This window comes from Streptomyces sp. NPDC107581 (assembly GCF_055657175.1).
In genome coordinates, this window is record NZ_JBVKBH010000002.1 from 41,806 (window position 1) to 67,184 (window position 25,379).

Here is a 25,379-nt window from a genome sequence, read left to right on the forward strand (position 1 = left end):
GATTTTTCTTCTGGGGCCGGGCGCCGTCGCGGTTCAGTCCGGGGCCGCGTCGGCCGCCAGGCCGGTCACCGCCTGGACATGGCGCAGGCTCGGCTCCGCCAGTACGGCGTGCAGTTGCTGGAAGAGCTGGCGCGCCGCGACCGCGTTCCAGTCGTCGGGCAGCAGTTCCTTCGGCAGCCCCGGGTCGAGATAGGGCAGGCGCCGCCATTGCGTGAGCAGGGGGACGTAGTGCCGGAACGCCTCGTCGGGGTCGATGCCGGACTGCGTCGTCAGCCGTGCCGCGACGGGGCCGTAGGCCTCGGTGAACGCGGCGTACTGGGCCTGGATCGCCGGGAAGTCCCACCAGGAACTGACCGAGGTCCGCAGATCGCTGAACGCCACGTACTCCGAGGCGAAGAGGTGCACGTACGCGCTGAGCCCGAGCCGGTCCAGGGCGGCGCGCGCGTCGTCGAGGAGGCGTACGGGTGCGAGCCACACGCCGGACGTGATGTTGCCGAAGCCGAGCCAGGTCAGGCGAGTGCGCAGCTGGTACCGGTGGGCCCGTTCGGACTCCGGCACGGAGAAGACGGCCATCACCCAGCCGTCGGCCAGGTCCGCCGGTTCCAGGCTGCCGAAGATACGGCGGTCGCCCTCGTCGAAAACCGGGTGGACGGCCGTGCTCAGGCGGTAGCCGCTGGCACCGCACCGCTCGGGCTCCAGGATGCCGCGCTTCTTCAGACGGGAGATCGCCGAGCGCACCGCCGGTCCGTCCACGTCCAGTTCGGCCATCAGGACGATCAGGTCGGCGATGGAGATCCATCCCCCGAGGCGGCGCAGAAAGGCTCCGTACACCGTGTTGATCAACGAGCTGGGCCTGATGGAACTGTCCGACATGATCGCCTTCCGTCGTGTGCGGTGGCGATCCTACCGAGCACCCGCTCGGCCCCGGCCGGAGGACGCAGGCTCGGGTGACCGGTCATCCGGAGGCCGGCTCCCGCCCGCCCGGCGGCGTCTCGGCGTACGCACCGGCCAGCAGGTGGCCCGCTCCGGGCGCGACGGCGGGCAGGCCGAGGGTGCGCAGCATCTGGTGTGCCGTGCACACCGCGGCGGAGACCACGGGCTTGCCGAGGAGCTGTTCGGCCTCCTCGATGGCTGCGAGGGACGGCATCTGGACGCAGGCGGACAGCACGACGGCGTCCGCGTCCGTGTACCGGAGGGCGCGGGCGATGCCGGGCAGCTTCGCGGGGTCGTGCGCGGCGACGTCCAGGTTGTCGGGAATCTCGAGCGCCACATGGTCGAGGACCTCGATGCCCTCGTGCGTCAGATATCCCACCACCGTCTCGGTCAGCGGCCGCATGTACGGAGCCACCAGCGCGATCTTCTTGGCGCCCAGGGTGTGCAGCCCGTGCACGAGGGCGCCGGCGCTGGTGACGACCGGGGCCGGGGTGCCGTTCTCGGCCGTGCGCGTGTGCAGGCGTTGCTCGGAGGTGCGGTGATAGCCGAGTCCCATGCTCATGATGGCGACCAGGCACGCATAGCCGAGGACGTCCACGGCGGCGTCGGACAGCTCGACGGCGCAGCGGTCGGAGTCGGCGTCCATGACCCTGAGCTGTTCGGGCGTGACATGGGTCATGCGCATGCGACTGGAGTGAAAGGTGAACCTCTCCGGCGCCACGCTCTCGCGGGCGCGGAGGATGGCCGGGATCTCGGTCTCCATCGTGACGTTGGAGCTCGGCACGATCTGGCCGATGCGGTAGGTGCGGTGCGCCATGGTTTCTCCGTGGAGCTGAGCAGCGGTGGGGGTCAGCGGGCGTCGACGACGGGGTTGGTGAGGGTGCCGATGTGCTCGACGGTCGCCTCGACCACGTCACCGGGGACGAGGAACTCCGGGGGCACCATGCCCGCGCCCACTCCGGAGGGGGAACCGGTCGCGATGACGTCGCCCGGCTCCAGGGTCACCCCGGACGAGATGTCGGCGATGAGGCGCGCGATGGGGAAGAGCATGTGGCGGGTGCTCGACTTCTGCTTGATGACCCCGTTGACGCGCAGTTCGAGGTCGAGCGCCATCGGGTCGGCGATGGCGTCGGCGGTGACGACGGCGGGGCCGAAGGGCGCATAGGAGTCCTGGCCCTTGGAGAAGAACCACTGGCCCGAGCGCCGCTGGTCACGGGCGCTGACGTCGTTGACGATGCTGTAGCCGAAGATGTGGTCGTAGGCGTCCTCCTCGCTGACGCGGAAGGCTGTGCGGCCGATGACGACGGCGAGTTCGCACTCCCAGTCGAGCTGCTGGGTGAGGTTGCCGTTGTGCAGGATCGGCTGTCCGGGGCCGGTGACCGCGGTGGCGGGCTTGCTGAACAGGACGGGACGCGGGGGCAGTTCCTCGGCGGTGTCCAGGCTGCGGCTGGACTCCTCGACGTGCTTCACGTAGTTGAGGCCGACGCCGATGATCTTGCCGGGACGCAGGGGGGCGTGCAGTACGACCTGCTCCAGACGGTGGACGGCATCCGCGGGCCGGCCGGCCGGGTCACCGGCGAGCAGGCGCCGCGCCGTGTCGTGGGCCTCGGCGCCCGCGTGGATGAACGCCTGCAGGCCGTGCGGGAGTGTGGCGTCGTGGTGGGCTGCCAGGGCGGCGAGGTCGATGACACGGTCGTCGACCTGGGCACCGAGACGGGCGGGGGCATCGCTGACCGTGTAGGTCACGAGTCGCATGACGGCTCCTTGACGCGTGGGAAAGGGGAAGGGGAAGGGGGAGGGGATGGGGATGGACGAAAGGCGAAAGGAAAAGGGGAAGGGGCGGCGAGGGATCGGGGCGGTGGTGCGGCTCCTGTCGTCGCACCACCGCCCCGGGCCGGGGCGATACGGGGCAGGTCGGGATCGCCTCCGGTCTGCCGCCGCCGGGCCGGCAGCCGTGTCGGGGCCGATGACTGCGGCGCGGCGGGGGTTCACACGGTGGGCTGGTGCCCGCCGTTGTCGGTGTACGCCTCCTCGCGGTGGAAGCCGAGGGAGCGCATCACGGGGAAGTCGTTGAACGAGAACAGGCAGGCGTCCTCGCCCTGGTCGAGGTTCATGTGCTCGTGCCAGGCCCAGGACGGGACGCAGAAGATGTCGCCCTGCTGCCAGTCGTAGCGCTGTCCGGCGATGATCGAACAGCCCCGGCCCTTTGCCGCGGTGTAGAGGACCGAACCGGTGTGGCGGTGGGCCTTGGTGGCCTGGCCGGGCCGCAGGAGTTGCATGTGCGCGCCCATGGTGGGCATGACGGAGCCGCCGGTGACCGGGTTGGTGTACTCGGCGATGACGCCGTCGTACGGAGAGCCTTCCGTGGCCGCGGCGAGGTTGCGCAGGGACGCGTAGGTGGGCTCCCAGGGGTAGGCGAGCAGGGGCGAGCAGGGGCGGGTCCACTGCTCCGCCCCGTACGGCAGCAGGTTCGCGCCGTAGGTGAGGACCGAGGAGTTGATCACCTTCCCGGGCTGCTGGTACAGCTCGGGGTGGACCTCGTAGAAGCCCGCGTCCAGGGCGTTGACGAGGGGGATGTCCAGGCCGTCCTGCCAGATGACGGGGGCGTCGTCGGCGTCGTTGCCGTGCTCGTGCCAGGTGCCGTTGGGGGTGATGGCGAAGTCGCGGGGACCGACCTTGAGCTTCTGGCCGTCGACGATCGTCCAGGCACCGGTGCCTTCGTGGACGAACCGCAGGGCGGCGGCCTGATGGCGGTGCGCGGTCATGGACTCCCCCGGTCCCATGATCTGCAGGCCGGTGTAGAGCAGGCCGACGGCGGCGCTCACGTCCTTGCGGCCGGGGTTGACGAGCATGACCACACGGCGTCCGGCGTCGTCGGCCTTGACCAGGTCGAGGGCCCTGCGCACCAGCGGGCGCAGGGCCTCGTAGCGCCACAGGACCGGTACGGACTTCGGCTGCGGGTACCAGGGCTCGATGTCGTTGGCGACCGTCCAGAGGGCGCCGGCATCCAGTTCGGCGAGTTCGCCGTAATAGGCGGTGAGTTCGGGGGTGTCGGACACCCGGGCCCGGCCCGGCCTGTCGTCGTCGTACTCGGCGGTCATGGTTCCTCCTTCGTGGTGCCGGCGGTGCCGCTGTCGTCGGGCGACAGCGGCGGGGCGGCGGGCCGGTGGGCGGGGTCGGTCGTGAAGGTGACCGGGGTGCGCGGGGTGTTGTCCACGTGCAGGCGGAAGACGTCGAAGCGGTTGTAGTGGCCGACGATGTCGTGCATCTGCTTGGGCTGGATGCACTTGGCCAGGTCGATGTCGGCGTAGACGATGCCCTCGTCGTCGACGAGCGGCTCGGTGACGGGGCGGCCGTCGGGTCCGAAGATGCCGGAGAGGGCACTGCGGGGGCGGGCGAGCATGCGGCGCACCTCCTCGTCGTCGCCGGCGACGGTGTCCACGATCTCCGGGGAGATCGTGGAGCAGGCGACGACGGAGAAGAGCTTGCCCTCGAAGCTGTGGGCTGCGGTGCGGACGGCGATGGCGTCCGCCATGTCGTAGTCCTCCGGCGCGACCGGCAGCGCGATGTAGCCAGCGGCGTGGACCAGTTCGCCCTGCGCGAGCAGGGTGAAGCGGGCGAGCGTGTTGGTGTTCTCGCCGCAGGCGAGGGCGCCGAGCGGCCCGACGGGCGTGGGATGGACCTTGAGGGAGCTTCCGTCCCCGCCGGTCCAGGTCAGTTTCTCCGCCCAGGTGGGGACGAGCTTGCGATGCACCCCGAGGAGCTCGCCGTCCGGTCCGATGATGAGCAGGGTGTTGTAGAGGATGCCGAGGCTGTGGGGGCTTCGTTCGTTGACCCCGATGACCACGACGACGCCGTGCCGGCGCGCCGCGGCGCGCAGCGCGTCCACGTGCGGGCCGGGGATGTCCACGGACGCCCGCCACAGGAGCTCGAACCACGGGGAGCCCTGCACGGGGTTCATGGTCCAGTTCCAGTAGGGGTAGCCGGGGACGAAGACCTCGGGGAAGACGACCAGTTCGGCACCGTGGGAGGCGGCCTCCGCCAGGAGGGACACGGCCTTGGCCACCGTGGCCGCCGGGTCCAGGTAGACGGGCGAGGACTGCACGGCCGCCGCCGTGAAGCGGGGCAGCTTCTCCAACTGTCCCGGCATGAGTGGCTGTGTCTGTTGCTGCATGGGTCCCTGCGTCTGTTCCTGCGCGGGCCCCTGCGTCTGTTCCTGCACGTGTCCCTGCGTCTGTTGCTGCATCTGTTCCTCCATCTGTCCCTCCGCGTCAGACGGCTGTCGCCGCAGGTCGGGGAAGCCACCGCTGGTGGACGGGGGCGGCAACGTCCCTGAGCAGCTGGAGGCGGGGTGGTACGCGGTCGGTGCGGGCGCCCGGCGGCCTGCCGCTGCCCGCCTTCCAGGACGCCGGCCAGGGCGCGGCCGGACCGGTGTACCGCTGGGCGGCCGCGGCATGGAGCGTCCACAGCGGGTCGTGGAGCTGGGCGCGTCCGACGGCGCACAGGTCGGCCCGGCCCGCCAGGATGAGGGAGTTGACGTCGTCGTAGGTGGAGATGGCACCCACCGCGATGACCGGTATGCCGACCGTGTTGCGGATCAGGTCGGCGTAGGGCGTCTGGTAGCTGCGGCCGTAGCGCGGCTGTTCGTGGGCGACGACTTCGCCGGTGGACACGTCGACGGCGTCCGCCCCGGCGTCCGCCAGGGCGCGGCAGAGGCCGACCACGTCGGCTTCGCCGATGCCGCCGTCGGCCCAGTCGGTGGCCGAGATCCGCACGACGAGGGCCTTGCCGGGAGGCCAGACGGCACGGACCGCGCGCAGCACGTCCAGGGGGAAGCGCATCCGGTTCGCGAGATCGCCGCCGTAGGCGTCGGTCCGTCTGTTGGTCAGCGGTGACAGGTAGCTCGACATCAAGTGCCCGTGCCCGTACTGGAGTTCCAGCACATCGAAGCCTGCCCGGTCGGCACGGCGGGCCGCGCTGACGAAGTCCTGCGCAAGGGTGTCCATGTCCGCGCGGGTCGCCTCGCCGGGGGTCACGCTGCCCTCGTCCCAGGGCAACGCGGAGGCTGCGACCAGCGGCCGGCCGCCGTCGCCACCGGCCGAGACGCGCCGGCCGGCCGGCCGCGGTGTGCCGGTCGCGGCGCGCCGGCCGGCGTGGGTGAGCTGGATGCCGAGGCAGGCGTCCGACTGCCGGCGGACGAATCCGGTGATCCGGCGCCAGGCCGCTTCCTGCTCGTCGGTGTACAGGCCCGGGCAGCCGGGTGTGGCCCGTCCGTCGGCGCTGACGGCCGTCATGCCGGCGATGACGAGACCCGACCCGCCCAGTGACTGGGTACTCAGGTGGACGAGGTCGAAGTCCCCGGGCACACCGTCCTGTGCGGAGTACAGCGCCATGGGCGGTACGACGACGCGGTTGCGCAGGCGCAGACCGCCGAGCCGGAACGGCCGGAACATCGGGGGCGCGGAGCCGGCCCGCCCGTCGGCGGTCGCACGGTCCGCGTGCCAGGTGTCGACGGTGTCGGTGAACGCCTGGTCGCGCACCCGAAGGTTGTCGTAGGTGACGCGCCGGCTGCGGGTGAGCAGGTTGAACGCGAACTGCGGCGGTTCCTGTCCGGTGTAGCGGCCGGCGTTCTCGAACCATTCCAGACTCGCCTGTGCGGCGCGCTGCGTGGACTCGACCACCGGCTTGCGCTCGGCCTCGTACGCGGCGAGGGCGCCGGGCACGTCGGGATGTTCGTGGAGGCAGGCCGCCAGGGCCAGGGCGTCCTCCATGGCGAGCTTGGTGCCGGAGCCGATGGAGAAGTGCGCCGTGTGGGCGGCGTCGCCGAGCAGGACCACGTTCTCGTGGTGCCACGACCTGTTGCGCACGGTGGTGAAGCGGATCCACCGGGAACCGTTGGGGATCAGCCGGTGGCCGTCGAGGTGGTCGGCGAGGATGTCCGCGCAACGCCGGATGCTGCGCTCGTCATCGGCCCCGGGCGGGAGGTCACGGGCGGCGAACGTGCCGAATCCCGCGCGCCGCCAGGAATCCTCGTCGGCCTCGACGATGAAGGTGCTGCGGCTGTCGTCGAACGGGTAGGCGTGGACGTGCAGAGTCCCGAAGTCCCGCTCGGCGACGATGAAGGTGAAGGCTTCGAAGACCTTGTCGGTCGCGAGCCACATGTAACGGGAGTGCCGTTCGTCCAGATCCGGTCCGAAGGCGTCGGCGTAGGCGCTCCGGGTCTGTGAGCGTACGCCGTCGCCGGCCACCACGAGGTCGTAGGCGTCGGCGAGTTCCGCCGCGGGCGGGGCCTGCGTGCGGTAGCGCACGTCCACCCCCAGTGCCGCGCACCGTTCCTGGAGGATCTGCAGCAGGCGCCTGCGGCCGAGAGCGGCGAACCCATGGCCGCCCGAGGTGAGGATCTGCCCCTTGTAGCGCACGTCGATGTCGCTCCAGCGGGCGAACTCGGCCGACATGGCCCGGTAGATCTCCGGGTCGGCCTGCGCGATCCCGTCGAGGGTCTCGTCGGAGAACACCACGCCGAATCCGAAGGTGTCGTCGGCCGCGTTGCGCTCCCAGACGGTGATCTCCCACCGCGGGGAGAGCTGCTTGGCCAGGGCCGCGAAGTACAGCCCGCCGGGCCCTGCGCCGATGACTGCTACGCGCACGGCGTCCTCCTTGTGGTCCGAGGAACAACGTATGCCGTAATTCCTACGATCGTCAAGAAAACTCTATACAGATGAGGTGCCGGCATCATCTGCCCGGCTCAGCCCAGGGTTTCGGGGGCCTGCGGCCCGGCCTTGGCCAAGAGGTCCCGTACCTCGTCCGGCCAGGGCGTGGAGCCGGCGGCCCGAGCGGCGGAGTGGGCGATGGTCATCCGGCCCCTGGCCGCCTCTTCGTCACCGCCGCCGCGCACGGTGAAGGCGTAGTGCAGGGAGGTGTTCCCCACCTCGGCGACGCGCAGCTCGATGCGGACGAGGTCCCCGAACCACAGCCGCGCGCGGTAGTCGGCCTCGAAGTGGACCCGTGGCGTGCTGCCGAAGAGGTGGGCCAGGCCCAGACGGCGCAACAGGGCGGCCTCAGCGGCCTCCACCCAGCGGACCACGGTGGAGTGGTGGTAGTGGCCGGCCGCATCGGTGTCCGGCCACTCGACACGGCGCTCGATGACGATGCTGGGCAGGTCCGCGTCGCGGGCTCGTCCGTCGGCACGGGCTCGATCGTCGGCGCGGGCCCGGCCATCGGCATGGGCTCGACCATCGGCATGGGCTCGACCATCGGCATGGGCTCGATCGTCGACATGGGCTCGGCCATCGGCACGGGCGGGGACCGGCGGGACTGTCCGCCGGGGGTTGGGGGTTTCCATGGAGGAGCCTTTCGTCAGCCGATCCGGTCGGCTGCGGTAGTTCCGGGTGAGAGGGCGGGGCGAGCGGTGCTCGCGCTGCGAGGGCGGGGCTACCGGCCGGCCCCGTGGGCCGCGCGCCGGCGCAGCTCGCCGCGCTGGAGCTTTCCGGTGCCGGTGCGCGGCAGTTCGCTCACGAACTCGACTGCGCGCGGGTATTTGTAGGGCGCGATGGTCTGCTTGACGTGGCTCTGGAGTTCCTTGACGGTCACGTCGTCGGCGGCGACACCGTCACACAGGACCACGTACGCCTTGACGATCAGGCCGCGCCGGTCGTCCGGCGCACCGACCACACCGCAGTCCGCCACGTACGGATGGGCGAGGAGCGCCTTTTCCACCTCGGGGCCGGCGATGTTGTATCCGGAGGAGACGATCATGTCGTCGCTGCGGGCCACGTATCTGAAGTAGCCGTCCGCATCGCGCGTGCAGGTGTCGCCGGTGATGTTCCAGCCGTTCCTGACGTATGCCGTCTGGCGGGGATCGTCGAGGTAGCGGCACCCGGTCGGACCGGTGACGGCGAGCAGGCCCGGCTCCCCGTCGGGAACGGGCGCACCGGTGTCGTCGACGACCATGGCACGGTACCCGGGAACGGGCTTGCCGGTGACCCCCGGACGGATGTCGTCGTCGGCGGCGGAGATGAACACGTGCAGCATCTCGGTCGCGCCGATGCCGTCGATGATGCGCAGCCCGGTGGCAGCGCGGAAGTCCTGCCGCACCTGCGCAGGCAGTGCCTCCCCCGCGGATATGCACCGGCGCAGACCGGCCAGGCGGTCCACGGCTCCGGCCGCCATGATCGCCCGGTACGCGGTGGGGGCGGTGAACAGCACCGTGACGCCGTGCTCGGCGACGAGTTCGGCCAGCCTCTCCGGCGACGCCTGTTCGATGAGCAGCGTCGCCGCCCCGACGTGGAGCGGAAAGACGACCAGGCCGCCGAGTCCGAAGGTGAAGGCGAGCGGCGGTGTGCCGGTGAAGACGTCTTCCCGGCGCGGTTTGACGATGTGCCGGGAGAACGTGTCGGCGTTGGCGAGCACGTCCCGGTGGAAGTGCAGCGTCGCCTTGGGCCGTCCGGTCGTACCGGAGGTGAAGGCGATGAGTGCCACGTCGTCGGCGGCCGTGACGACGTTCGGGAACACCCCGTCCTTGGCCGCGCAGCGACGGGTCAGATCGTCGTCGTCCGCGCCGCCGTACGACAGGACGGTGAGGCCAGGAGTGTCGGCGGCCTCCAGTTCGCCGAGGTACCGGTGGTCGCACAGGGCTACGACCGGACGGCTGATGTCGTGCAGTTCCGCGAGTTCCGTGGCCCGCAGCAGGGGCATCGTGGTGACCGCGACACCGCCGGCCTTGAGCACGCCGAACCAGGAGGCGACCAGCCAGGGGTTGTTCGGGCCGCGCAGCAGGACGCGGTTGCCGGGGCGCAGCCCGACGTCCTCGGCGAGGACCTGGGCGACCTGGTTCGCGTGGCGCAGCAGGTCGCCGTACGTCCAACGGTCGGTCGGGGTGAGCAGACAGGGCCGGTCGGCGCCCCAGCGTTCCACCGCGTCATCGAGCAGCCGAACGGCACAGTTGAGGCGGTCCGGGTAGCTCAACTCCGGCAGGTCGAAGTGCAGTTGGGGCCAGAGCCGGAAGGGAGGGAGTCGGTCACGGCAGAACGTGTCCACATGGGCGGACGGGGAGAGCTCCATGGGGCGCACACCTCGGTCTCGGGGGCAGCGGAGGGAGTGCGGCAAGTATTTCGCTAAATTGACGAGCGTCAAGATTTCGCGACATAGATTTTTGTGATCACGCGTCCGGTGGCGCGCAGGCGAGTGTCGACCGGGGCGGGCGCGGGCACCTGCGGCCGGGCGGTCAGGCCGTGGGGAGGCGGACCCTGACGACCTTGCCCGGCGCGGCAGGGAACGCCGCCAGTTCACCGCCGGCCTCGGAGACCAGGAAGTACACGATCGCGAGACCACGACCGCCCTCCGCCTCCGTTCCGGCATCCATCTCGGTGCCGGCATCCGGGACGACACACGGCAGCCGCGGATCACCGTCGGCGACGTCGAGCTGCAGCCAGCCGCCACTGAGGAGTGCCGTCACATGGAGCCCGCCGATCACGCCGACCGCATGCCGGATCGCATTCGACAGGAGCTCCGTGCCGACGAGCAGCAGCACCTCGCCCCGTTCCGGTGCGACACACCAGCGGTCGAGCGTGCGGCGCAAGGACGCCCGGACCCCGGGGACCGAGGCGGCCGCCACCTCGACCGGCCAATGGACGAGCCGGCTGCCCGGAGGCGGAGCGGGAGGCGCGGGCGCCGCACACTTCGGGACGGACGGCGGCGGACCGGTCACGGACGATACGGAACGGCTGAACATGGGACTCCCCGGCGGGAAGGGGGCGCATGGCGCACTTTCTCGTGTAACTCGCACGGCGCCGCCCCCTTCCCCGTGGATTCACAGAGGAATCAGAGGGGTTGCAGGGATTTACTGCACCGTACGTGTCGTGTTACACGTGTAACAGCGTAGGTCGAGCCCTGCGGAAGTACAAGGCATTTCGGACATCATCGGAAAACCCTGGAACGCGCCAGGGCCACCCGCACTCGGCGCACGCCCCGCACAGCCGCTGGACACACACCGGACACACGCCCACAGGAAAGAGGCGGACATGACCCCATCCCCTGCGACGGACCCCTCACCTACGGCGGATCCTGCGCCCAGGACGGCCCCGGACGCTACGGCGGTCCCGGCTCCCAGGACGGACCCGGACCCTGCGACGGTCCCGGCACCCAGGACGGACCCGGACCCTGCGACGGTCCCGGCACCCAGGACGGACCCGGACCCTGCGACGGTCCCGGGCGCGCAGCCGACCGACGGTGCCGGAACGGAATGGCCGCCGCCACCCTTCCTCGCTCCCGCTCCCCCGCTGGTCGGCCAGGACGGCGTGCACCGCTTCGACGGGGTGACCTACGCGCGCACGCCGGGATACCGGCCGCGTCTGCTCGATGCACAGGTGCCGGCGTCCGGGCGGCCGGTGCCGGCGGTGGTGTGGATCCACGGGGGCGGCTGGCTCGATGGCGACCGGCGCTTCCCGCCCCCGACCGTGCCCGTCGAGCTGTTGCACGGCTTGATCCTCGGAGCCGGTCTCGCCGTGGTGAGCATCGACTACCGGCACAGTCTGGAGTCGCCGTTCCCGGCACAGCTGCACGATGTGAAGGCCGCCATCCGCTATGTGCGCCGCTTCGCCGGCGATTTCGGCATCGACAAGGACAGGATCGGTGTCTGGGGAGAATCGGCGGGTGGCCACCTGGCCGCCCTCGCGGGTCTCGTCCGCTCCGACGGCACCGAGGCGGAGACGGCTCTGGAGGGCGCGGAGGGCGTACGCGACGAGGACAGCGCCGTCAGCGCAGTCGTCGACTGGTACGGAGTATCGGACGTGGGCGCGCTGCTGTCACACGTTCTGCCGCCCTCGCCCTCCGGTTCCGAGTACCCCAATCCGTTCACGGCGCTGCTGGGCGGCACCGCCGAGGAGCTGCCGGAGCTCGCCCGCGTCGCCAGCCCGGTCACCTACGCCGGCCCGACCGCTCCGCCTCCCTTCCTCCTGATCCACGGAACGGCAGACGGACTCGTGCCGTACAGCCAGAGCGTCGTACTCGCCGAGGCCCTGCGGAACGCGGGCGGCCAGGTCACCCTGCAGCCGGTGGAGGGCGCCGACCACATCTTCCTCGGCGCCCCGGACGTGACGCCGATCGTCTCCGACAGCGTGGCTTTCCTCGCCCGCCATCTGGGCGTATGAGGCCGGAGGGCGCTGCGCGTCGACGTCGGCACACGTGTGACCGGCACCCCTGCGACTGGGCTCCTCACGAGACCGGGCCGCCGCGTTTTCAGGAGACCGGGCCGCGGGCTTCACGAGACCGGGCCGCGGGCTTCACGAGACCGGGCGGCGGGCTTCACGAAGCCGGGACGCGGCCTTCACGGAGGCCGAGCCGCCGCTGTCGGCGGAGCGGCGGGTCATGAGGACCGGCGGGTCATGAGGACCGGCGGGTCATGAGGACCGGCGGTGGACGAGTATCGGCTCCATGCCCGGAACCTCGGGCGGCACGCCCTGGTCGACCAGCTCGTGCAGGGCGTCGGCGACCTGGGCGGGCGCGGGCAGGACCAGCCGGACGGTCGTGAGCGGCGGCTGCTGCAGAGCAGACACCACCAGGTCGTCGGCTCCCACCACGGCCACGTCCTGGGGAACGGAGAAGCCCTTGAGACGCAGCGCATGCAGCAGCAGCGCTGCGTACTCGTCGTTGTAGGCGAACACCCCGTCCAGTCCCGACTCGGCCCACCGATCTGCAAGTTCCCCGGCGGACTCATGCGTGTAGGACATCTCGAGCGCGGTGACGGCCGCAGTGCTGCGGGCGGCGACGCCCTGCGCTCCGGCGAGGCGCGGCCGGGCGAAGGTTGCCAGACCGCGTTCCTGCGGCATGATCACACCGATGTTCCGCCGCCCGCGGGCGACGAGGTGCTCGGCGGCGAGCGCGCCGACGCGTGCGTGGTCGAAGTCGATGGTGTGGACGCCCTTCACGTCCCGGGCGGCGAAGGCCATGACGCCCCGCACTCCGGCCCTGCTGAGGACGTCGGCGGCCTGGTCGGTCAGGCTGTCCCCGTCGAGGGCCACCACCGCCGCAGGGCGCAGTTCGGCCCAGGCCCGGGCAGCGCTGACGGCGTCGGGAAAACGGCCTGCGTGCAGCACGGTGACGTAACCGTGCCGTTCCAGTTCGCTCTGCAGATCGTCGATCCAGGTGCTGACCAGACGGCCGACCGCCGAGACGGACGCCGGCATGAGCACCAGGTTGCTGCGGCCCGCCCGGAGCGACCGGGCGGCGGCGTGCGGTACGTAGCCGAGCTGCTGGGCGGCCGCCAGCACGCGGGCACGCGTGGTGGCGCTGACCCGGTGCGCCTGCGTGTTGTTGAGGACGAAGGACACGGTCGCCCGCGACACCCCCGCCAGACGCGCCACATCCGCACTCGTGACGGCTGCCGGTGTGGCCGGCTCTCTGCCCATGACGCCATTACCCCGTTCCCGCCGGCACTCTGACCAGCCCCCTCCAGGTTACACGCGTTACTCGATGGGCCGAAGGCATCACCCGGCCGGCGCCGGGCTGCCGCGGCTGCACCCCGCTGCAGCTCCGGATCTGCTCGCACCTGCCATGGCGAAGGGAAGGGTGTCCGCAGGCGTCACCATCGATGGACGGTCCCGAGCTGTCCGAGCGGGCGGTTCGGGATCGTAAGCGCTGGGCGAACCGTGAATGTCACGACCCGGAATTCGACCGGAGCGACGAACAGAGCCGCCCACTCGCCTGACCTACCGCACCGTTGGAACGTTCCTTCAACCGTGGCGAAGTAGACCTGATCCGGCCTGGACCAGGTCTGAGGACCGTGGAGCCATTGGGTTGCGGCTTCATGTGTCGTAACCACCATCAGGACGTTGCGCGGTTCCCGGTCCCCCCATTCGACAGCCCATTCCCACACCGCTTCCCCGACCCGGTCCGATAACGACGCGTCCATACAGTTGACGGTACTGCGCGTTGGGAATTGCCAGAGGTGGATGCCGTGTTGGCCGTGTCCGAATGTGGCTTGCGGCAGGAACGGTGGTCAGCGGGCGGACGTCATCGCGGGTCATCGGAGTCTTCTCGATCGGCTCTGGGCAGAAGAAGGCTCGCGCAGGTGCCGACGGTGCTGCTGGGATGATCACAATCGGCTTCGAGGGGGCCTGTGGATCTCGGCTCAGTGATCATCGCCGTGACAGGTGTGGCTGGAACGCTGGGGGGATCGTTTCTCACCCAACGCGTCACCGAACGGGCAAAACGTCGGGAGACAGAGCTGATGCGCGGCCACGAAGCGGCCCGCGAGAACCTCCTCCCCCGGCCGCCGCGGCAAAGAGTCGCCGACGACCGGACTGCAGGACAACCCCGGACCTCCGGGCTGCCGGACAACCCCGGATTGCCGGACAACCACCACATGACGTGGCGCACTGGCCCTTGCCGCACCGGGGATCAGGCCGGGGGGCGGGTCTCGGGGGGTGTGTGGAGCCGGCTGCGCTCGCGGCGGTGGGTCCAGTAGGTCTGCCACCAGGTCAACCGGTCGGCGGAGTCCTGGGGGATCGTGCCGGTGATCGCCGACTGTGCGAGCGCCACGACGAGGCCGGCCAGGGCCACGGTGAGCACCACGCCCCAGGGGGCGTCGGCGAGGGAGGCGGCGAGGCTCCCGACGCTGCCGACGCCTGCACCGGCCAGGGCGGTGGTCCGGCTGAGTCGGGATTGACGGTTGGCCTGCGTAGTAGGCCTGGAACGCGCCATGGTGGGCTCCTGTGTCCGTGGTTGGGGCGGTCTGTGCACCACGGTCGCGGAATCAGGATTGATGCAGAACGTGACCGGCAATTGGTCCAGGGGGGAATGAACATGGCTCGTCCCGGACGGCGTCTGGAGCCCATTGACGAAGGCCTGCCTGCGCAGGTGCTCAGTTGGACGGCCGCTGTGCGCCGGGTTGTCTTCGATCCGCTCATGAACGGGGAGCGGCCGCTGACGCTGAAGGACATCGCTCAGCGTCTGATGGAAATGGCACCGCCTGAAATGAAGGACGACAAGCCGGGCGCCGCGGGAGCGAAGCGGTTGGGCGCGCTGCGTTCGGGGCGCAGTGAGTCCTCCGTGCAGCGGATGATCCGGGGCGTGTTGGTGCCCACGCGCGATGTGGTTTTCGATCTCCTGCGGATCCTCGAGGACGAGCGTGGTGTGCCGCAGCGTCACGGCTTGGAGGAACTGTGGGCGGCGTACAAGCCGGCGCTGCAAAAGCGTCTGCCTGACGTGTACGAGGTGTACGAGGTGCTCGACGGGTATGCCAGTGCGCGTCTGCTGGTGGGTTTTCAGCAGCAGGAGATCGCCCGCCTCGAGACGGGTTTGGAGCAGCACAGGTACCGGGCGGCGCGGGCGGATGAGCGGGTGAAGCGTGCACGGCGGGCGCAGGCTGTTCACCGGCGGGCGCTGGGTGTGCGTGAGCAGCGTGTGAGACTCGAGCTGGACAGCGCCTCCGCCGAGGTGGCCAGGCTGCGTCAGAATGTGGCCACGGCCCGAGCGCAGGTCGAGCACTGGCAGGAAGAGGCCGCATGGCACCTGCGGGAGAAGGACGAAGCCCGGCAGGAGTCCGCGACGGAGCGGGAGGCCTGGCAGGAGCGGGAGGCCCTGCTGCTGGAGCGACTCGCCCAGGCCTGTGAGACCTTGCAGACGGCCGCTGAACAAGCCGCGGCACTCGAGGCGGCCCTGCGGGCGCGTGAGACTCATTGGCGTGATCAGGCCCAGGCCGGCCACGTCGCAGCGCGCTCGGCGCGGGCCGATGCCGATGCCGCCCGCGGCCAGGCCGCGGTGGCACGGGCCGAGGCGGAGGCCGCACGGGACGAGGCCGCAAGCGCGCTTCAGGCCCAGCGAGAGCGTGCCGACGCGCTCGTCGCCGCTGTCAGCGCGGAGCAGGAACAGGCCCAGCGGACCATCGGCCGTCTGGAGGAGGAACTGCGCCGGGCCCAGGTCCGGCTCCGTGCGGCGCAGCAGAATGCGGTGCAACAGGACGCTCAGCTGACCTCGTTCGTTGCCGAGCGAGCGCTGAACGCTGACCTCGATGACATCGTCAGCCAGGTTCTCGTCCAGCACGAGCGACTGGGCCCAGGTGAACCGGCCTGGATTGACGCACCACTTGATGCAATCCGAACCCCCGGCTCAGAGGATCGGCCGCCGGGCCTGGCGTGGGGCGGCCATGCCGTGGTGGCCTCAACTCCCGAGCGGCCGTGGGAGGACGTCGGCCTGCCCGACAGTCCGGCAGAGCCGCCAGGGAACGCCGACCCGGATGCACCCGTTGCGCCGGACACCATCCACTTGGGTGTGCCCCCGGACCGAGCCGTCCGGGGCCCGGTGGCCGATTCAGGTGCCGCCGACACCTCTCCTCCCGGCCCAGCCGTCCGCCCGGACACGTCCCCGGACACCGGCTCGGCAACTTCTGCGCCCTCGTCCGTCCTGTCGGCCTCCGGCACAACCGGACCGGGAACCACCCCCGGCATGTCACGACCCGACGCCACGGGATCGCAGGCGGGCCGTTGGTCGGGAGAGCGCAGGCTGCTGCTGGGAGCCATTGCCGCGTTCGCCCTGGTCGCTGTTCTGCTCGGGCTGCTAGTGGCCCTGGTCCCGGCTCCACCGGGGCCGGTCACCTACGCCTCCGGCAGCAAGCCCACCACCGAACAGTCCGGTCTCGGCGTCTTCGGCGAGAGCACCACCACCTACACCTGGACGGTCCGCAGCACGCGACCCGTCCGGGCCCACTTCACCCTGACCGACCAGGCGAGCACCCTGCCCGGCCACCTCACTGCCCGACCCGCGAAAGGCTGTCACCCCGAAGTGGGGTGGACCCTGACCGCCGAAGGCAGGACGGTCGCGGACGGCACCCTCACCGACACGGACACCCACAAGATCAAGGGAGTGCTCCCCGACCACGCCAAGGCCCTCGACATCACGGCCACATACGCCCAGGGCAGCACCTGTACCGCCACCCTGTCCTGGATCATCGGCAGCTGACAGGGACGTGAGCTCGTCGCCGGACAACTCCCAGCAGACGTCCTGGATGCGCGGGAAGGAATGTGCCCCGCGAGGTTCTTCCCGGATCCGGATCACCGGAAGGGACGTGGCGAGACAGGCATGCAGGCCGGCTTCGGCTTCCTGGAGACCTCTGGGAACCTCTGGGGACCTCTGGGGACCTCTGGGGAGATCATCTCCATTGGCAGACCGGCTCATCGGTGCAGGTGGGCCAGGACGCCGTCGTTCACGGGATAGGGACGTTCACGGGGCAGGAGTTGTCGTGCCGTGTCCAGATCCCCTTCCTGTACATGCGCATGGATGGTGTGGGCGAGCGATGTGACGTCGGTGATGGAGGCGGTCCACTCATCGGCGTACAGACGTGCGGCTTCGCCCGCGAGGCCGAGCTGGAGCGACCGGTGGGCAAGCGGTTGAAGGTGCAGGTCGCGTTCGGGGTCCCATTGCACCCGGGCCGGAGCCTGCTTCAATCGGCGTTTCCACGTGGCCTGGTCGGCGTGGAGTCCGTGCTCGTAGTGGGACAGGCAGGCGTGTTTCAGCGCCCACTCGAAGCCTGCGCGGGAGATCTCGACGGCGAGGACGGTCTCCTGTCCCTCCTTGGTGCCCCACCCGCAGCGGTACATCATCCACAGGAACGACGGCTTGATCCACGTCAAGCCTCGCTTATAGACCTTTTGGCTGGACCGGGTGTGTGACGCGCCTCGGCAGTCAGATGCGAATGCTGCGTGGACGTGACACCGAAGAGGGTCGCAGTAAGGACTCCGCGATCGTCGGCTTTCTGACGTTCGCCGTCTCGTGTGCGGCGTTGCCGAGATGTCGCACCATGTGCCGGACGCTCCTTGGCTCGCACGGGCAACTGCCTGCCGCCTGCGGCCGGCGTGCTCCGTTGGATCGAGCAACGGGTCGAAAATCGGTGGTCACCTGAGCTGACCGAGCCCACGCTGTACGCCATGGAAGAACCGCTCCGCAGGATCCGCGCGCTCCACACGGCGTCCACGATTACCGTCTACCAGGCGTACTCCCCTGAGATCGGACTGCCCGCCATCCGAGACGGCCGTTTTCCTGCCGCGTGGAAGCGTGGCCGTATGACGTGGATCAAACCCAGTTTCATGTGGATGATGTACCGCTCCGGCTGGGGGACGAAGGAGGGGCAGGAGACCGTCCTCGCCGTCGAGATCACCCGCGACGGTTTCGACTGGGCGCTGCGCCATGCCTGCCTGTCGAGTTACGTTCGCGAACTGCATCCCGATCGCGACACCTGGCAGCGTGACCTCAAGCGCGCACCGGCTCGTGTCCAGTGGGACCCCGAACGCGATCTGCACCTGCGCCCCCTGCCACACCGCTCGCTGCAACTGGGGCTCTCGGGTCAGGCATCGTCGCGTTACGCGGACGAGTGGATCGTGTCCATCAGCGACGTGACCCCGCTCGTCAACAAGATCCACGCACTCGTCAGGGACGGCGAACTGGACTCAGCCACCCGACTGCTCCCCCAGGAGCAGGGATACCCGGCCGGTGCAGAACTCCTGGCCCACCTGCGTCCCTGACCGGCAATCCGGGCACAACCGCCGACGGGGTGATGCTGTGGTCGTGACCCACCGGGCATCTCCGCATAGCGCCCTCTAGACCTGCCCGCCAGCAGCGAGTAGGAGGCTGGGAAGCCCCCAGGTCGTCACGTCTGAGGGCTTTCTCGCTTCCTCAGTGGGCTCGGAGGCGTGCGCAGTACCTGCGACGCCGCCACCAGCAAATTCTGCCTGGCCACGATGGCCCTGCTCAGCACCCGACTCCAGGCATCCCAGTCCGAAAGAAACGGCTCCCGGTCAGCCTGCCTGTTGAAGTGATCGTCCAAATCCCGCCACGCCTCGTACAGCGCGGCCATCGCCTCTGCGCTCACCGGCAAACCCAGCAGTTCAACACGTTCCATCTTCGGGCGCAGCACCGCCCACACCTGATCCGTGTACTCCGCTACACCCTCCCACGCTCGATCCTGGGTACCAGCCGTCCGGTGGTCCTGAATGCAGTCGTCCCAGGCGTTCTGATAGACACGCAGGTTTGCCAGTGTCGCTTCCCAGGCATCCACCAACTGAAGGTATGCCTGTTGTCGCTGGTTCCGTAGCCACTGGGCGTGCTCGACGGTTGCCTGGTCGGTGGTCTGGCGTCGGCCGACCAAGATGCCGGCGAGGATGCCGATGATGCCGAATACGCCGGCGGCGATAGCCGCGACGACGGCCCCCCATGCTTCATTCATGCCGAGCATCCTGCCTGAGCGACGTCCGCGTCCTCGCGGACGTCGTTGCCGGGCCGCGGAAGTGCCCCACACATCGTCTCCGAGGACGAGTGGCTCTGAGACTCGTCGCAGGCTTGCATGGCCCTCTGACCTTCGTTCCCAGACTGAGCAGGGGTCCCTGGACGTGCGCACGTTCAGGCCATCGGAAAGCTGGCGGAAGCCGCCGAGCGTCTTCGTGTATCGGTGGCTTGCTCCTGAAGCTGGCCACTCGGAGGCGGAGTGGATCTGAGAGCCCTCGCCCATGCGCCCGTCTATCTGCTGGTCTCTGTTCCCTTGGACAGCGCTCGATGGTGTCCGACGGCGTCTAAGGCCGTGAGTCGACGTCGCGGTCTCTCCCCACCCGTTCAGGCAACGAAAGGGACCCGACCTACTGCATCTGCCCTATGCCGCGTAGAGAGCCTGGCTGACGCACGTTGAGTACAACATGTGGGCGGTACGCACTTCACCCCTATGTTCTATCCAGCGCTGCATCCTCTGGGACTGTTCGTCGCGCACGTCTTCCGGATGGTCAAGAAGGGCTTCGATGATCTCGCGAGCGACCAACAAGTGATCGTGCACGGCACCAGCGGCGACGATGACCTCAGCTTGTCCGCAGGGCCACACGTCGGATAGGTAGCTGAGCTCGACCTCACTCATGGCCTTGAAGGCGGCGTGGTGCGCGGAGGCCTCCTCGGCGGCGGCCTCCGGGCCGGCCTGCAACCTATGCACTATGGCATCGAAGGCTTCGCAGGCCGCATTGACCTTGGTGGTATACCTCTGGTAGCTCTGCCTTCGTTGCTCTTCGTGCCTGTCCCGCCGCCCCTCCGCGGCCGTTTGCACGACTGTCACGCGTCCTGAGCGACCGGCCGCCACCGCGCCGATGGCAGCTCCAGCCGCGCTCGATAAGCCAGCAACAGCAGCAGCCCACACCGCTGCAGTCCCCTGATCCATGGCACGCAATCTTGCCGCACCCATGCCAACTCCGGGAGTGGGTCAAACGACCCAAGATCGACATCTCTAACGGCCACTTGACCAACGTACTTGCGGGCGCCCACCACGATCTGTGCTGTGGCCTTCGCACACCTTCTTGGCGAAACCGGCTACCTACGTGCATCTTGCGTGACAAACTGCCTCACCAGGAGCACTGGCCCCCCAGGCGCTCCACTGCCGTCACGGGTCGCATCCAGGGAAGCTGGTATCGGCTCAGAGGGTCCGTCTGTTCAGGAGCGACTGTGCGCGTGAGTCACCCAGCATCAGCAGAGCTGAACGAGGCTGCACGGCCGACGTGCCCACCCACAGTCAGCAGGGTGGAGGTGAAGAACTTCCGCCTTCTGCGCGATGCAACAGTGACGCTTAACGAGGACGTCACGGTATGCGTGGGACGAAATAACACAGGAAAAACGTCGCTGGCAGAGGTGCTGAGCAGATTTCTTCGCACTGCAGACGTCAACTTGCGCCTGGAAGATTTCTCTGCCGACTCATATGTCGAATTCGCCGATGCATACCGGGAGTTCTCCACGGGAGATGAGGAGGCGGCCCGCAAGGTACTACCGGAGATTTCCGTCACGATCTTCATATCCTATGACAGTGAAACCAAGGATTATGGCGCCTTAGGGCCGCTTATCGTGGATCTAGACCCGGACTGCGCGGAAGCGATTGTTACCATTCGCTACGCGTTGAAGCCGGGTGCCATGAAGGAGTTCTTTCGGGATGCACCGGCTACCCTTACCGAGGACTATGAAGAGTCTCTACTGCTGACTCTTATCGGCCCGCGCATACCTCACCTCTTTGAGCGCTCAGCAATTGCTGTCGACCCCACAGACTCAACTAATTTTCGCCCCATTTCCGTTACCGAGATAGCAAAGGCCATCAAAGTGGACTTCGTCAAGGCTCAGCGCGGCCTTGACGACGAAAAGGAACGCCCTAAGGACCAGATTGGTAAAATTCTAGAGTCCCTCTTCATGGTGGCCGCAAAAGCAGACGATGGCTCAATTCTTAGAACTTTCGCTAACGAAACCGAATCCGCTTTGGAGGGGATCGTTGCGAGGCTGAACTCTCATCTGCAAGACACGTACAGCAAGATGGCGCCGACGGTCTCCGAGTTTGGGTATCCAGGCCTGGGGAACCGCAATTTTTCGACGAAAACCACGCTCGATTCCAAGCGACTGCTGTCTAACTTCACGAGTATCAACTACCCAGGGTCCGCCGGCGTTGAACTCCCCGAGTCGTACAGTGGCCTCGGATCGCGCAACCTCTTGCTCATCCTCCTGACCCTGTTCAGCTACTACCGGGAATACTCGGCACGCGGAAAGGAGACGTCCGTACACCTTGTTTTCATCGAGGAGCCCGAGGCGCATCTCCATCCACAGATGCAGGAAACCTTTATCCAGCAACTAAGAGTTTTCAGAGAAAAATTCCCTGCCGCTGATAATTCATCCCAGTGTTGGAATGCACAATTCCTGGTAACGACTCACTCTGCGCATATCGCCAACAGAGCTGGGTTCTCTGCAGTTAGATACTTTCGATTGTGTGAAAGTAGTGATTCAGACGAGGCCACGAGTTCGGTTGTGCTCAACCTCGCTGAAGCACCGGGCATCGATAAGGAGTTCCTTCACAAGTATCTCACCCTGACCAGAGCTGATCTATTCTTCGCGGACAAGGCGATTCTTATAGAGGGGACAACTGAGCGCATTTTCATTCCCGCTGCCATCGCAAAGTTCGATGGCAGGGATCGGCAAGCAGGCGTCGGCAGTCTAGCGAGCCAGTACGTAAGTATCATGGAAGTGGGTGGTGCCTACGCTCACATTTTCTACCCGTTCCTGGACTTCCTCGGGATTCAGAGCCTTGTCATTACTGACCTGGACCCGGCAAGACCTAATCCGAAACAGCTTGAAGCCTGCTGTGTCCAGGAAGGCACAGCTACTACAAATCGTGCTATCACGAAATGGTTCGACCGAGATGCGATCTCGCCGGCAGAACTACTGGAGTACGCCGAGGATGATCTCCCGGCCACGGACACGCGGGCCCTGGCCTACCAGGTGCCCGAACAACCCGGCGGTCCATGCGGCCGGACATTTGAGGATGCCTTCATCCTTGCTAATCCTCACCTCTTTGATCTGAAAGGGGACGAGACGGCTTCTCTGTTGGAGCGTGAAGAAATCGTCCGGCGAGAGGCCAAGCGCTACAAGAAAAGCGACTTCGCACTCACCTTCGCTATCGGTGAGCAGGCCTGGGAGATCCCTCGCTACATCATGCGCGGTTTGGAGTGGCTCCTCGATCGATCACCGGAAGTAGCGGTTGATTCCGCTGGACTTCCCTCGGAAGGTGCTACTTCCGGTCAGGTGGTGGTCAGATGATACAGACGCGAAGTGGGGTCAGTACCGCCGAAGAGGAGAGCGAGAAGGCGCTTAGAAGCATCCTGGCCGCCTTGGAAAGTCGCAGAAATTTCAAACTGGAAGCCGGCGCGGGAGCAGGAAAGACAACTTCTCTAATTAACGCTCTGCAGCGCATTCTCAGCAACAGGGCAAGATATCTACCCAAGGAGGGGCAGCGCGTCGCATGCGTGACGTACACCAATGTGGCGCGTAACGAAATTATCCGCCGCACAGACGCTAGCCCGTATGTCTTTGCTGATACGATCCATGGTTTTCTCTGGCACATCATCTCTCCCTTCACTAAAGCGCTACTTCAAGAAATCCTTGCTCTGCCGAAGTGGGACCCGATCTTGGAGGGCAGGACCTCTCTGCAAGGGTTCTCGGTCACCTACGATTTGGGATTCCGAGGCATCAAGGATGACGTAATTCGGCTCCACCATGATGATGTTCCCGCGCTGGCCATCCGTCTCTTCATGAATAGCAAGTTTCGATCGCTCGTAGCAGACAGATTTCCCATTATCTTCATTGACGAGTATCAGGATACTCCCGCTGGTCTGGCGGAGGCGATGCTCAGCGGCGATAGGGCCACGTCGGCGGATCCAACGCATGGTTTCTTCGGGGATCATTGGCAACAGATCTACGATAGGACGTGCGGATCTATTGACCATCTGCCCGTCACGACGATCCAGAAGAATGCGAACTGGCGGTCCAGTCAAGCCGTAGTTAACCTTCTTAATGATATGCGCCCTGAGCTCCCCCAAGCACCGGTCGCTGACGCTGAGCCGGGCACAGTGTTCGTCTACCACACGAACGATTGGATCGGCCCTAGAGGATCACGCTCGAAAAAAGGACAAATTCCTGACAGCGTCCTAACCCATACTTTGAAATGGGTGGAGGAAGATGCGCTGCGGCGGTACGCGAAACAGCAGACGGAGCGACCGAAAATTCTGATGCTCACTCATTCCTCCATTGCTACCGAGCTCGGCTTTGGGGGCGTCGATCGAGTATTTCGGTACAACGAGGATTACGTGCGAAAGCGCGATGAGGTCGTCGCCTTTCTTCTAGACGCGTTCGAACCCGCTTGTGAGTATTTCGAAAACAAGCAGTATGGGTTGATGTTTGAGGTTCTCAAACGCTCCCGCCCGCGCATGCAAAAGAGGAGTGATAAGGCAGGCTGGGTGAACCTCTTTACGGACTTCAACTCCGCGCGCGCCAACGGTACCGTCGGTGATGTATTGGACCTCATTCTCGCGCAGAGATACTTTGCTCCTCCTCAGGTTGTGTACGACCGTCAGCGGCAATGGGAGCGAGCCCTGAAGGAGCAGGATCCGACTCCGATTACTGGGCTTCCGAGGCGCCTGAAGGAGTATGGCGAGTTCAGGTCTGTGCGCTATGGAGAGATGTTGGCTCTTCGGCAATACGTGGAAGAAAACACGCCGTTCTCCACGCAGCACGGTGTGAAAGGTGCCGAGTACCCCACCGTTCTGGCGGTGTTCGGAGGTTGGGCACTCTACAACTTCCCGAGGATGTTGGCAGACTTCCCAAACAGGGGAGCCCTCGGCGGTGATGACCTGAAGCGATTTGAAAGGTCACGCAATCTCTTCTATGTGGCTTCCTCGCGCGCTAGAGAAAACCTTATTGCTCTGTTCACCACTGAGTTGCCCCAAGATGCCCTGCAGACCCTCGAAAGTTGGGTAGGGGCACCAAATGTCACAGCGGTCCCCTATGGGCCCGAAGGTGTGCTGACGAGCCCATAAGCGCCGCTGGCGTTGCTCCCGCCTCAACTCGTCCTCGCCATGGCAGGGAACTCTCGTCGCGATCGTGCTCGTCTGGGTACGGTCGTAGTCGTATTCGGTGCGCGCTTGGTTGGTCACCCATAGCCGTGCCGGTTGATCGCGTGCGACTAGGGGAGCTGGTACGGGCATGGCGGTTGACGCTGCTCGATCGGAAGAGGGGTTCACGTCGGGTAGGGCTACGCGGGTGATGAGCGCCGCGTGCCGGGCTGCGGGACTCGATGACAGAGGCGCTGAGCTGATCCGGCTGGGAGAGAACGCACTGTTCCGACTGGCCACGGCTCCGGTGATCGTTCGAGTGGCTCGAGGCGAGCCGTGGTTGCCGAAGGCTTGTGTCGAGGTGGCTGTTGGCAGGTGGCTAGCGGCAGAGGGGTTCCCGGCGTCCCGACTCACTGACGGCCTGGAACAGCCCTTCCTGATCGACGGCCACCCGGTGACCTTCTGGCGCCTCATCGTGGAGGGCGACCGGAAGGCGACTTACGGCGAACTGGGTGGCATCCTCAGGGATCTGCATTCCATGACAGTGCCCGCGGGCCTTGAGCTGCCGGCGTTCGACCCCTTCGACAAGCAAGAGCTGCGGATCAGTAAGGCGCCGATCCCGGAGGATGACCGGGTCTTCCTCCGCAAGCGGTGGCAGGAGCTGCGCGGTCAGTTCGAGGAGCTGAGGTTCGAGACTCCCAAGGGGCCGGTGCACGGTGATGCTCACGTGCAGAACCTCATGGTGAACGATCGGGGCGAGGTGATTCTGATCGACTTCGAGGCCTTCTGTTTCGACCACCCGGAGTGGGATCTGATGGTCACCGCGGTCGAGCATCACAGCCTCGGCTGGCAGACCGAAGAGCAGTACGCCGAATTTGTGAGGGCATACGGTCGGGACCTGTACGACTGGCACGGGTACGACACGCTCCGCCGGCTTCAGGAGTTCGGCATGACGACGTGGCTCATGCAGAACGTCCAGGAGAGTGAGGAGACGGCGGCTGAGTACCGCCGGCGCATCGCTAGCTTGCGCAATGACGGTGCGCCGCGCGATTGGCGTCCCTGGTAGCT

At 67.2% G+C, this 25,379-nt stretch carries 19 protein-coding genes and 1 pseudogene; 6 read left to right on the forward strand and 14 right to left on the reverse strand.

Annotated elements, in window-relative coordinates; genetic code table 11:
- Positions 1-33: 33 nt before the first annotated feature.
- The 9 genes from ACZ7P3_RS04160 to ACZ7P3_RS04200 all read right to left on the reverse strand — a co-directional run bounded on the left by ACZ7P3_RS04160 (position 34) and on the right by ACZ7P3_RS04200 (position 10,639).
- Positions 34-873, reverse strand: coding sequence for a PaaX family transcriptional regulator (locus ACZ7P3_RS04160; protein ID WP_472078851.1), 840 nt, complete (start codon positions 871-873; stop codon positions 34-36).
- Between the two features lie 82 nt (positions 874-955).
- Entirely contained in the window at positions 956-1,750 is a 795-nt protein-coding gene (locus tag ACZ7P3_RS04165) for a maleate cis-trans isomerase family protein (protein WP_472078852.1), read from the reverse strand.
- Between the two features lie 32 nt (positions 1,751-1,782).
- The gene (locus ACZ7P3_RS04170; protein ID WP_472078853.1) at positions 1,783-2,688 is read right to left on the reverse strand and encodes a fumarylacetoacetate hydrolase family protein; all 906 of its coding nucleotides are present in this window, start codon (positions 2,686-2,688) and stop codon (positions 1,783-1,785) included.
- A gap of 233 nt (positions 2,689-2,921) precedes the next feature.
- Positions 2,922-4,034: a cupin domain-containing protein gene (locus ACZ7P3_RS04175; RefSeq protein ID WP_472078854.1), complete on the reverse strand. Its 1,113-nt coding sequence runs from the start codon at positions 4,032-4,034 to the stop codon at positions 2,922-2,924.
- A complete protein-coding gene (locus tag ACZ7P3_RS04180; RefSeq protein ID WP_472078855.1) occupies positions 4,031-5,179 on the reverse strand; it encodes a carbon-nitrogen hydrolase family protein in 1,149 nt (382 codons plus the stop codon). Before ACZ7P3_RS04180 ends, ACZ7P3_RS04175 begins: the two co-directional genes overlap by 4 nt.
- Before the next feature lie 25 nt (positions 5,180-5,204).
- Entirely contained in the window at positions 5,205-7,580 is a 2,376-nt protein-coding gene (locus ACZ7P3_RS04185) for a bifunctional salicylyl-CoA 5-hydroxylase/oxidoreductase (RefSeq protein WP_472078857.1), read from the reverse strand.
- 98 nt (positions 7,581-7,678) lie between these two features.
- Positions 7,679-8,275, reverse strand: coding sequence for an acyl-CoA thioesterase (locus ACZ7P3_RS04190; RefSeq protein WP_472078858.1), 597 nt, complete (start codon positions 8,273-8,275; stop codon positions 7,679-7,681).
- Between the two features lie 89 nt (positions 8,276-8,364).
- Entirely contained in the window at positions 8,365-9,993 is a 1,629-nt protein-coding gene (locus tag ACZ7P3_RS04195) for an AMP-binding protein (protein WP_472078859.1), read from the reverse strand.
- 163 nt (positions 9,994-10,156) lie between these two features.
- On the reverse strand, positions 10,157-10,639 hold the full coding sequence (locus ACZ7P3_RS04200) for an ATP-binding protein (protein ID WP_472078860.1): 483 nt from the start codon (positions 10,637-10,639) through the stop codon (positions 10,157-10,159).
- Positions 10,640-11,228: 589 nt separating this feature from the next.
- On the opposite strand from ACZ7P3_RS04200, the gene ACZ7P3_RS04205 reads away from it, so the two are divergent.
- Positions 11,229-12,080: an alpha/beta hydrolase fold domain-containing protein gene (locus tag ACZ7P3_RS04205; RefSeq protein ID WP_472078861.1), complete on the forward strand. Its 852-nt coding sequence runs from the start codon at positions 11,229-11,231 to the stop codon at positions 12,078-12,080.
- Positions 12,081-12,329: 249 nt separating this feature from the next.
- Here the strand turns inward: ACZ7P3_RS04205 and ACZ7P3_RS04210 are convergent, their stop codons facing one another.
- Together ACZ7P3_RS04210 and ACZ7P3_RS04215 are read right to left on the reverse strand one after the other, a co-directional pair.
- Complete coding sequence (locus ACZ7P3_RS04210; RefSeq protein WP_472078862.1) at positions 12,330-13,337, reverse strand: LacI family DNA-binding transcriptional regulator; 1,008 nt, start codon at positions 13,335-13,337, stop codon at positions 12,330-12,332.
- Positions 13,338-14,328: 991 nt separating this feature from the next.
- A complete protein-coding gene (locus tag ACZ7P3_RS04215; RefSeq protein WP_472078863.1) occupies positions 14,329-14,631 on the reverse strand; it encodes a hypothetical protein in 303 nt (100 codons plus the stop codon).
- Positions 14,632-14,733: 102 nt separating this feature from the next.
- On the opposite strand from ACZ7P3_RS04215, the gene ACZ7P3_RS04220 reads away from it, so the two are divergent.
- Entirely contained in the window at positions 14,734-16,887 is a 2,154-nt protein-coding gene (locus ACZ7P3_RS04220) for a hypothetical protein (protein WP_472078864.1), read from the forward strand.
- A gap of 212 nt (positions 16,888-17,099) precedes the next feature.
- On the opposite strand, the pseudogene ACZ7P3_RS04225 reads toward ACZ7P3_RS04220, so the two are convergent.
- Positions 17,100-17,558: pseudogene (locus ACZ7P3_RS04225) on the reverse strand (DUF4291 domain-containing protein); the annotation flags it as partial.
- A 294-nt stretch (positions 17,559-17,852) separates the two neighbouring features.
- Between ACZ7P3_RS04225 and ACZ7P3_RS04230 the strand changes: the two are divergent.
- Entirely contained in the window at positions 17,853-18,446 is a 594-nt protein-coding gene (locus ACZ7P3_RS04230; protein WP_472078865.1) for a DUF4291 domain-containing protein, read from the forward strand.
- 125 nt (positions 18,447-18,571) lie between these two features.
- Here ACZ7P3_RS04230 and ACZ7P3_RS04235 read toward each other — a convergent pair whose 3' ends face one another.
- Both ACZ7P3_RS04235 and ACZ7P3_RS04240 read right to left on the reverse strand, forming a co-directional pair.
- On the reverse strand, positions 18,572-19,147 hold the full coding sequence (locus ACZ7P3_RS04235; RefSeq protein ID WP_472078866.1) for a hypothetical protein: 576 nt from the start codon (positions 19,145-19,147) through the stop codon (positions 18,572-18,574).
- Positions 19,148-19,567: 420 nt separating this feature from the next.
- A complete protein-coding gene (locus ACZ7P3_RS04240; RefSeq protein WP_472078867.1) occupies positions 19,568-20,116 on the reverse strand; it encodes a hypothetical protein in 549 nt (182 codons plus the stop codon).
- A gap of 356 nt (positions 20,117-20,472) precedes the next feature.
- Here ACZ7P3_RS04240 and ACZ7P3_RS04245 point away from each other — a divergent pair, with 356 nt between their 5' ends.
- The 3 genes from ACZ7P3_RS04245 to ACZ7P3_RS04255 all read left to right on the forward strand — a co-directional run bounded on the left by ACZ7P3_RS04245 (position 20,473) and on the right by ACZ7P3_RS04255 (position 25,377).
- Positions 20,473-22,521, forward strand: a complete 2,049-nt coding sequence (locus tag ACZ7P3_RS04245) for an ATP-dependent nuclease (RefSeq protein WP_472078868.1) — start codon at positions 20,473-20,475, stop codon at positions 22,519-22,521.
- Complete coding sequence (locus tag ACZ7P3_RS04250) at positions 22,518-24,296, forward strand: UvrD-helicase domain-containing protein (protein ID WP_472078869.1); 1,779 nt, start codon at positions 22,518-22,520, stop codon at positions 24,294-24,296. The genes ACZ7P3_RS04245 and ACZ7P3_RS04250 overlap by 4 nt, the downstream gene beginning before the upstream one ends.
- A gap of 166 nt (positions 24,297-24,462) precedes the next feature.
- On the forward strand, positions 24,463-25,377 hold the full coding sequence (locus tag ACZ7P3_RS04255) for a phosphotransferase family protein (protein WP_472078870.1): 915 nt from the start codon (positions 24,463-24,465) through the stop codon (positions 25,375-25,377).
- Positions 25,378-25,379 lie beyond the last annotated feature (2 nt).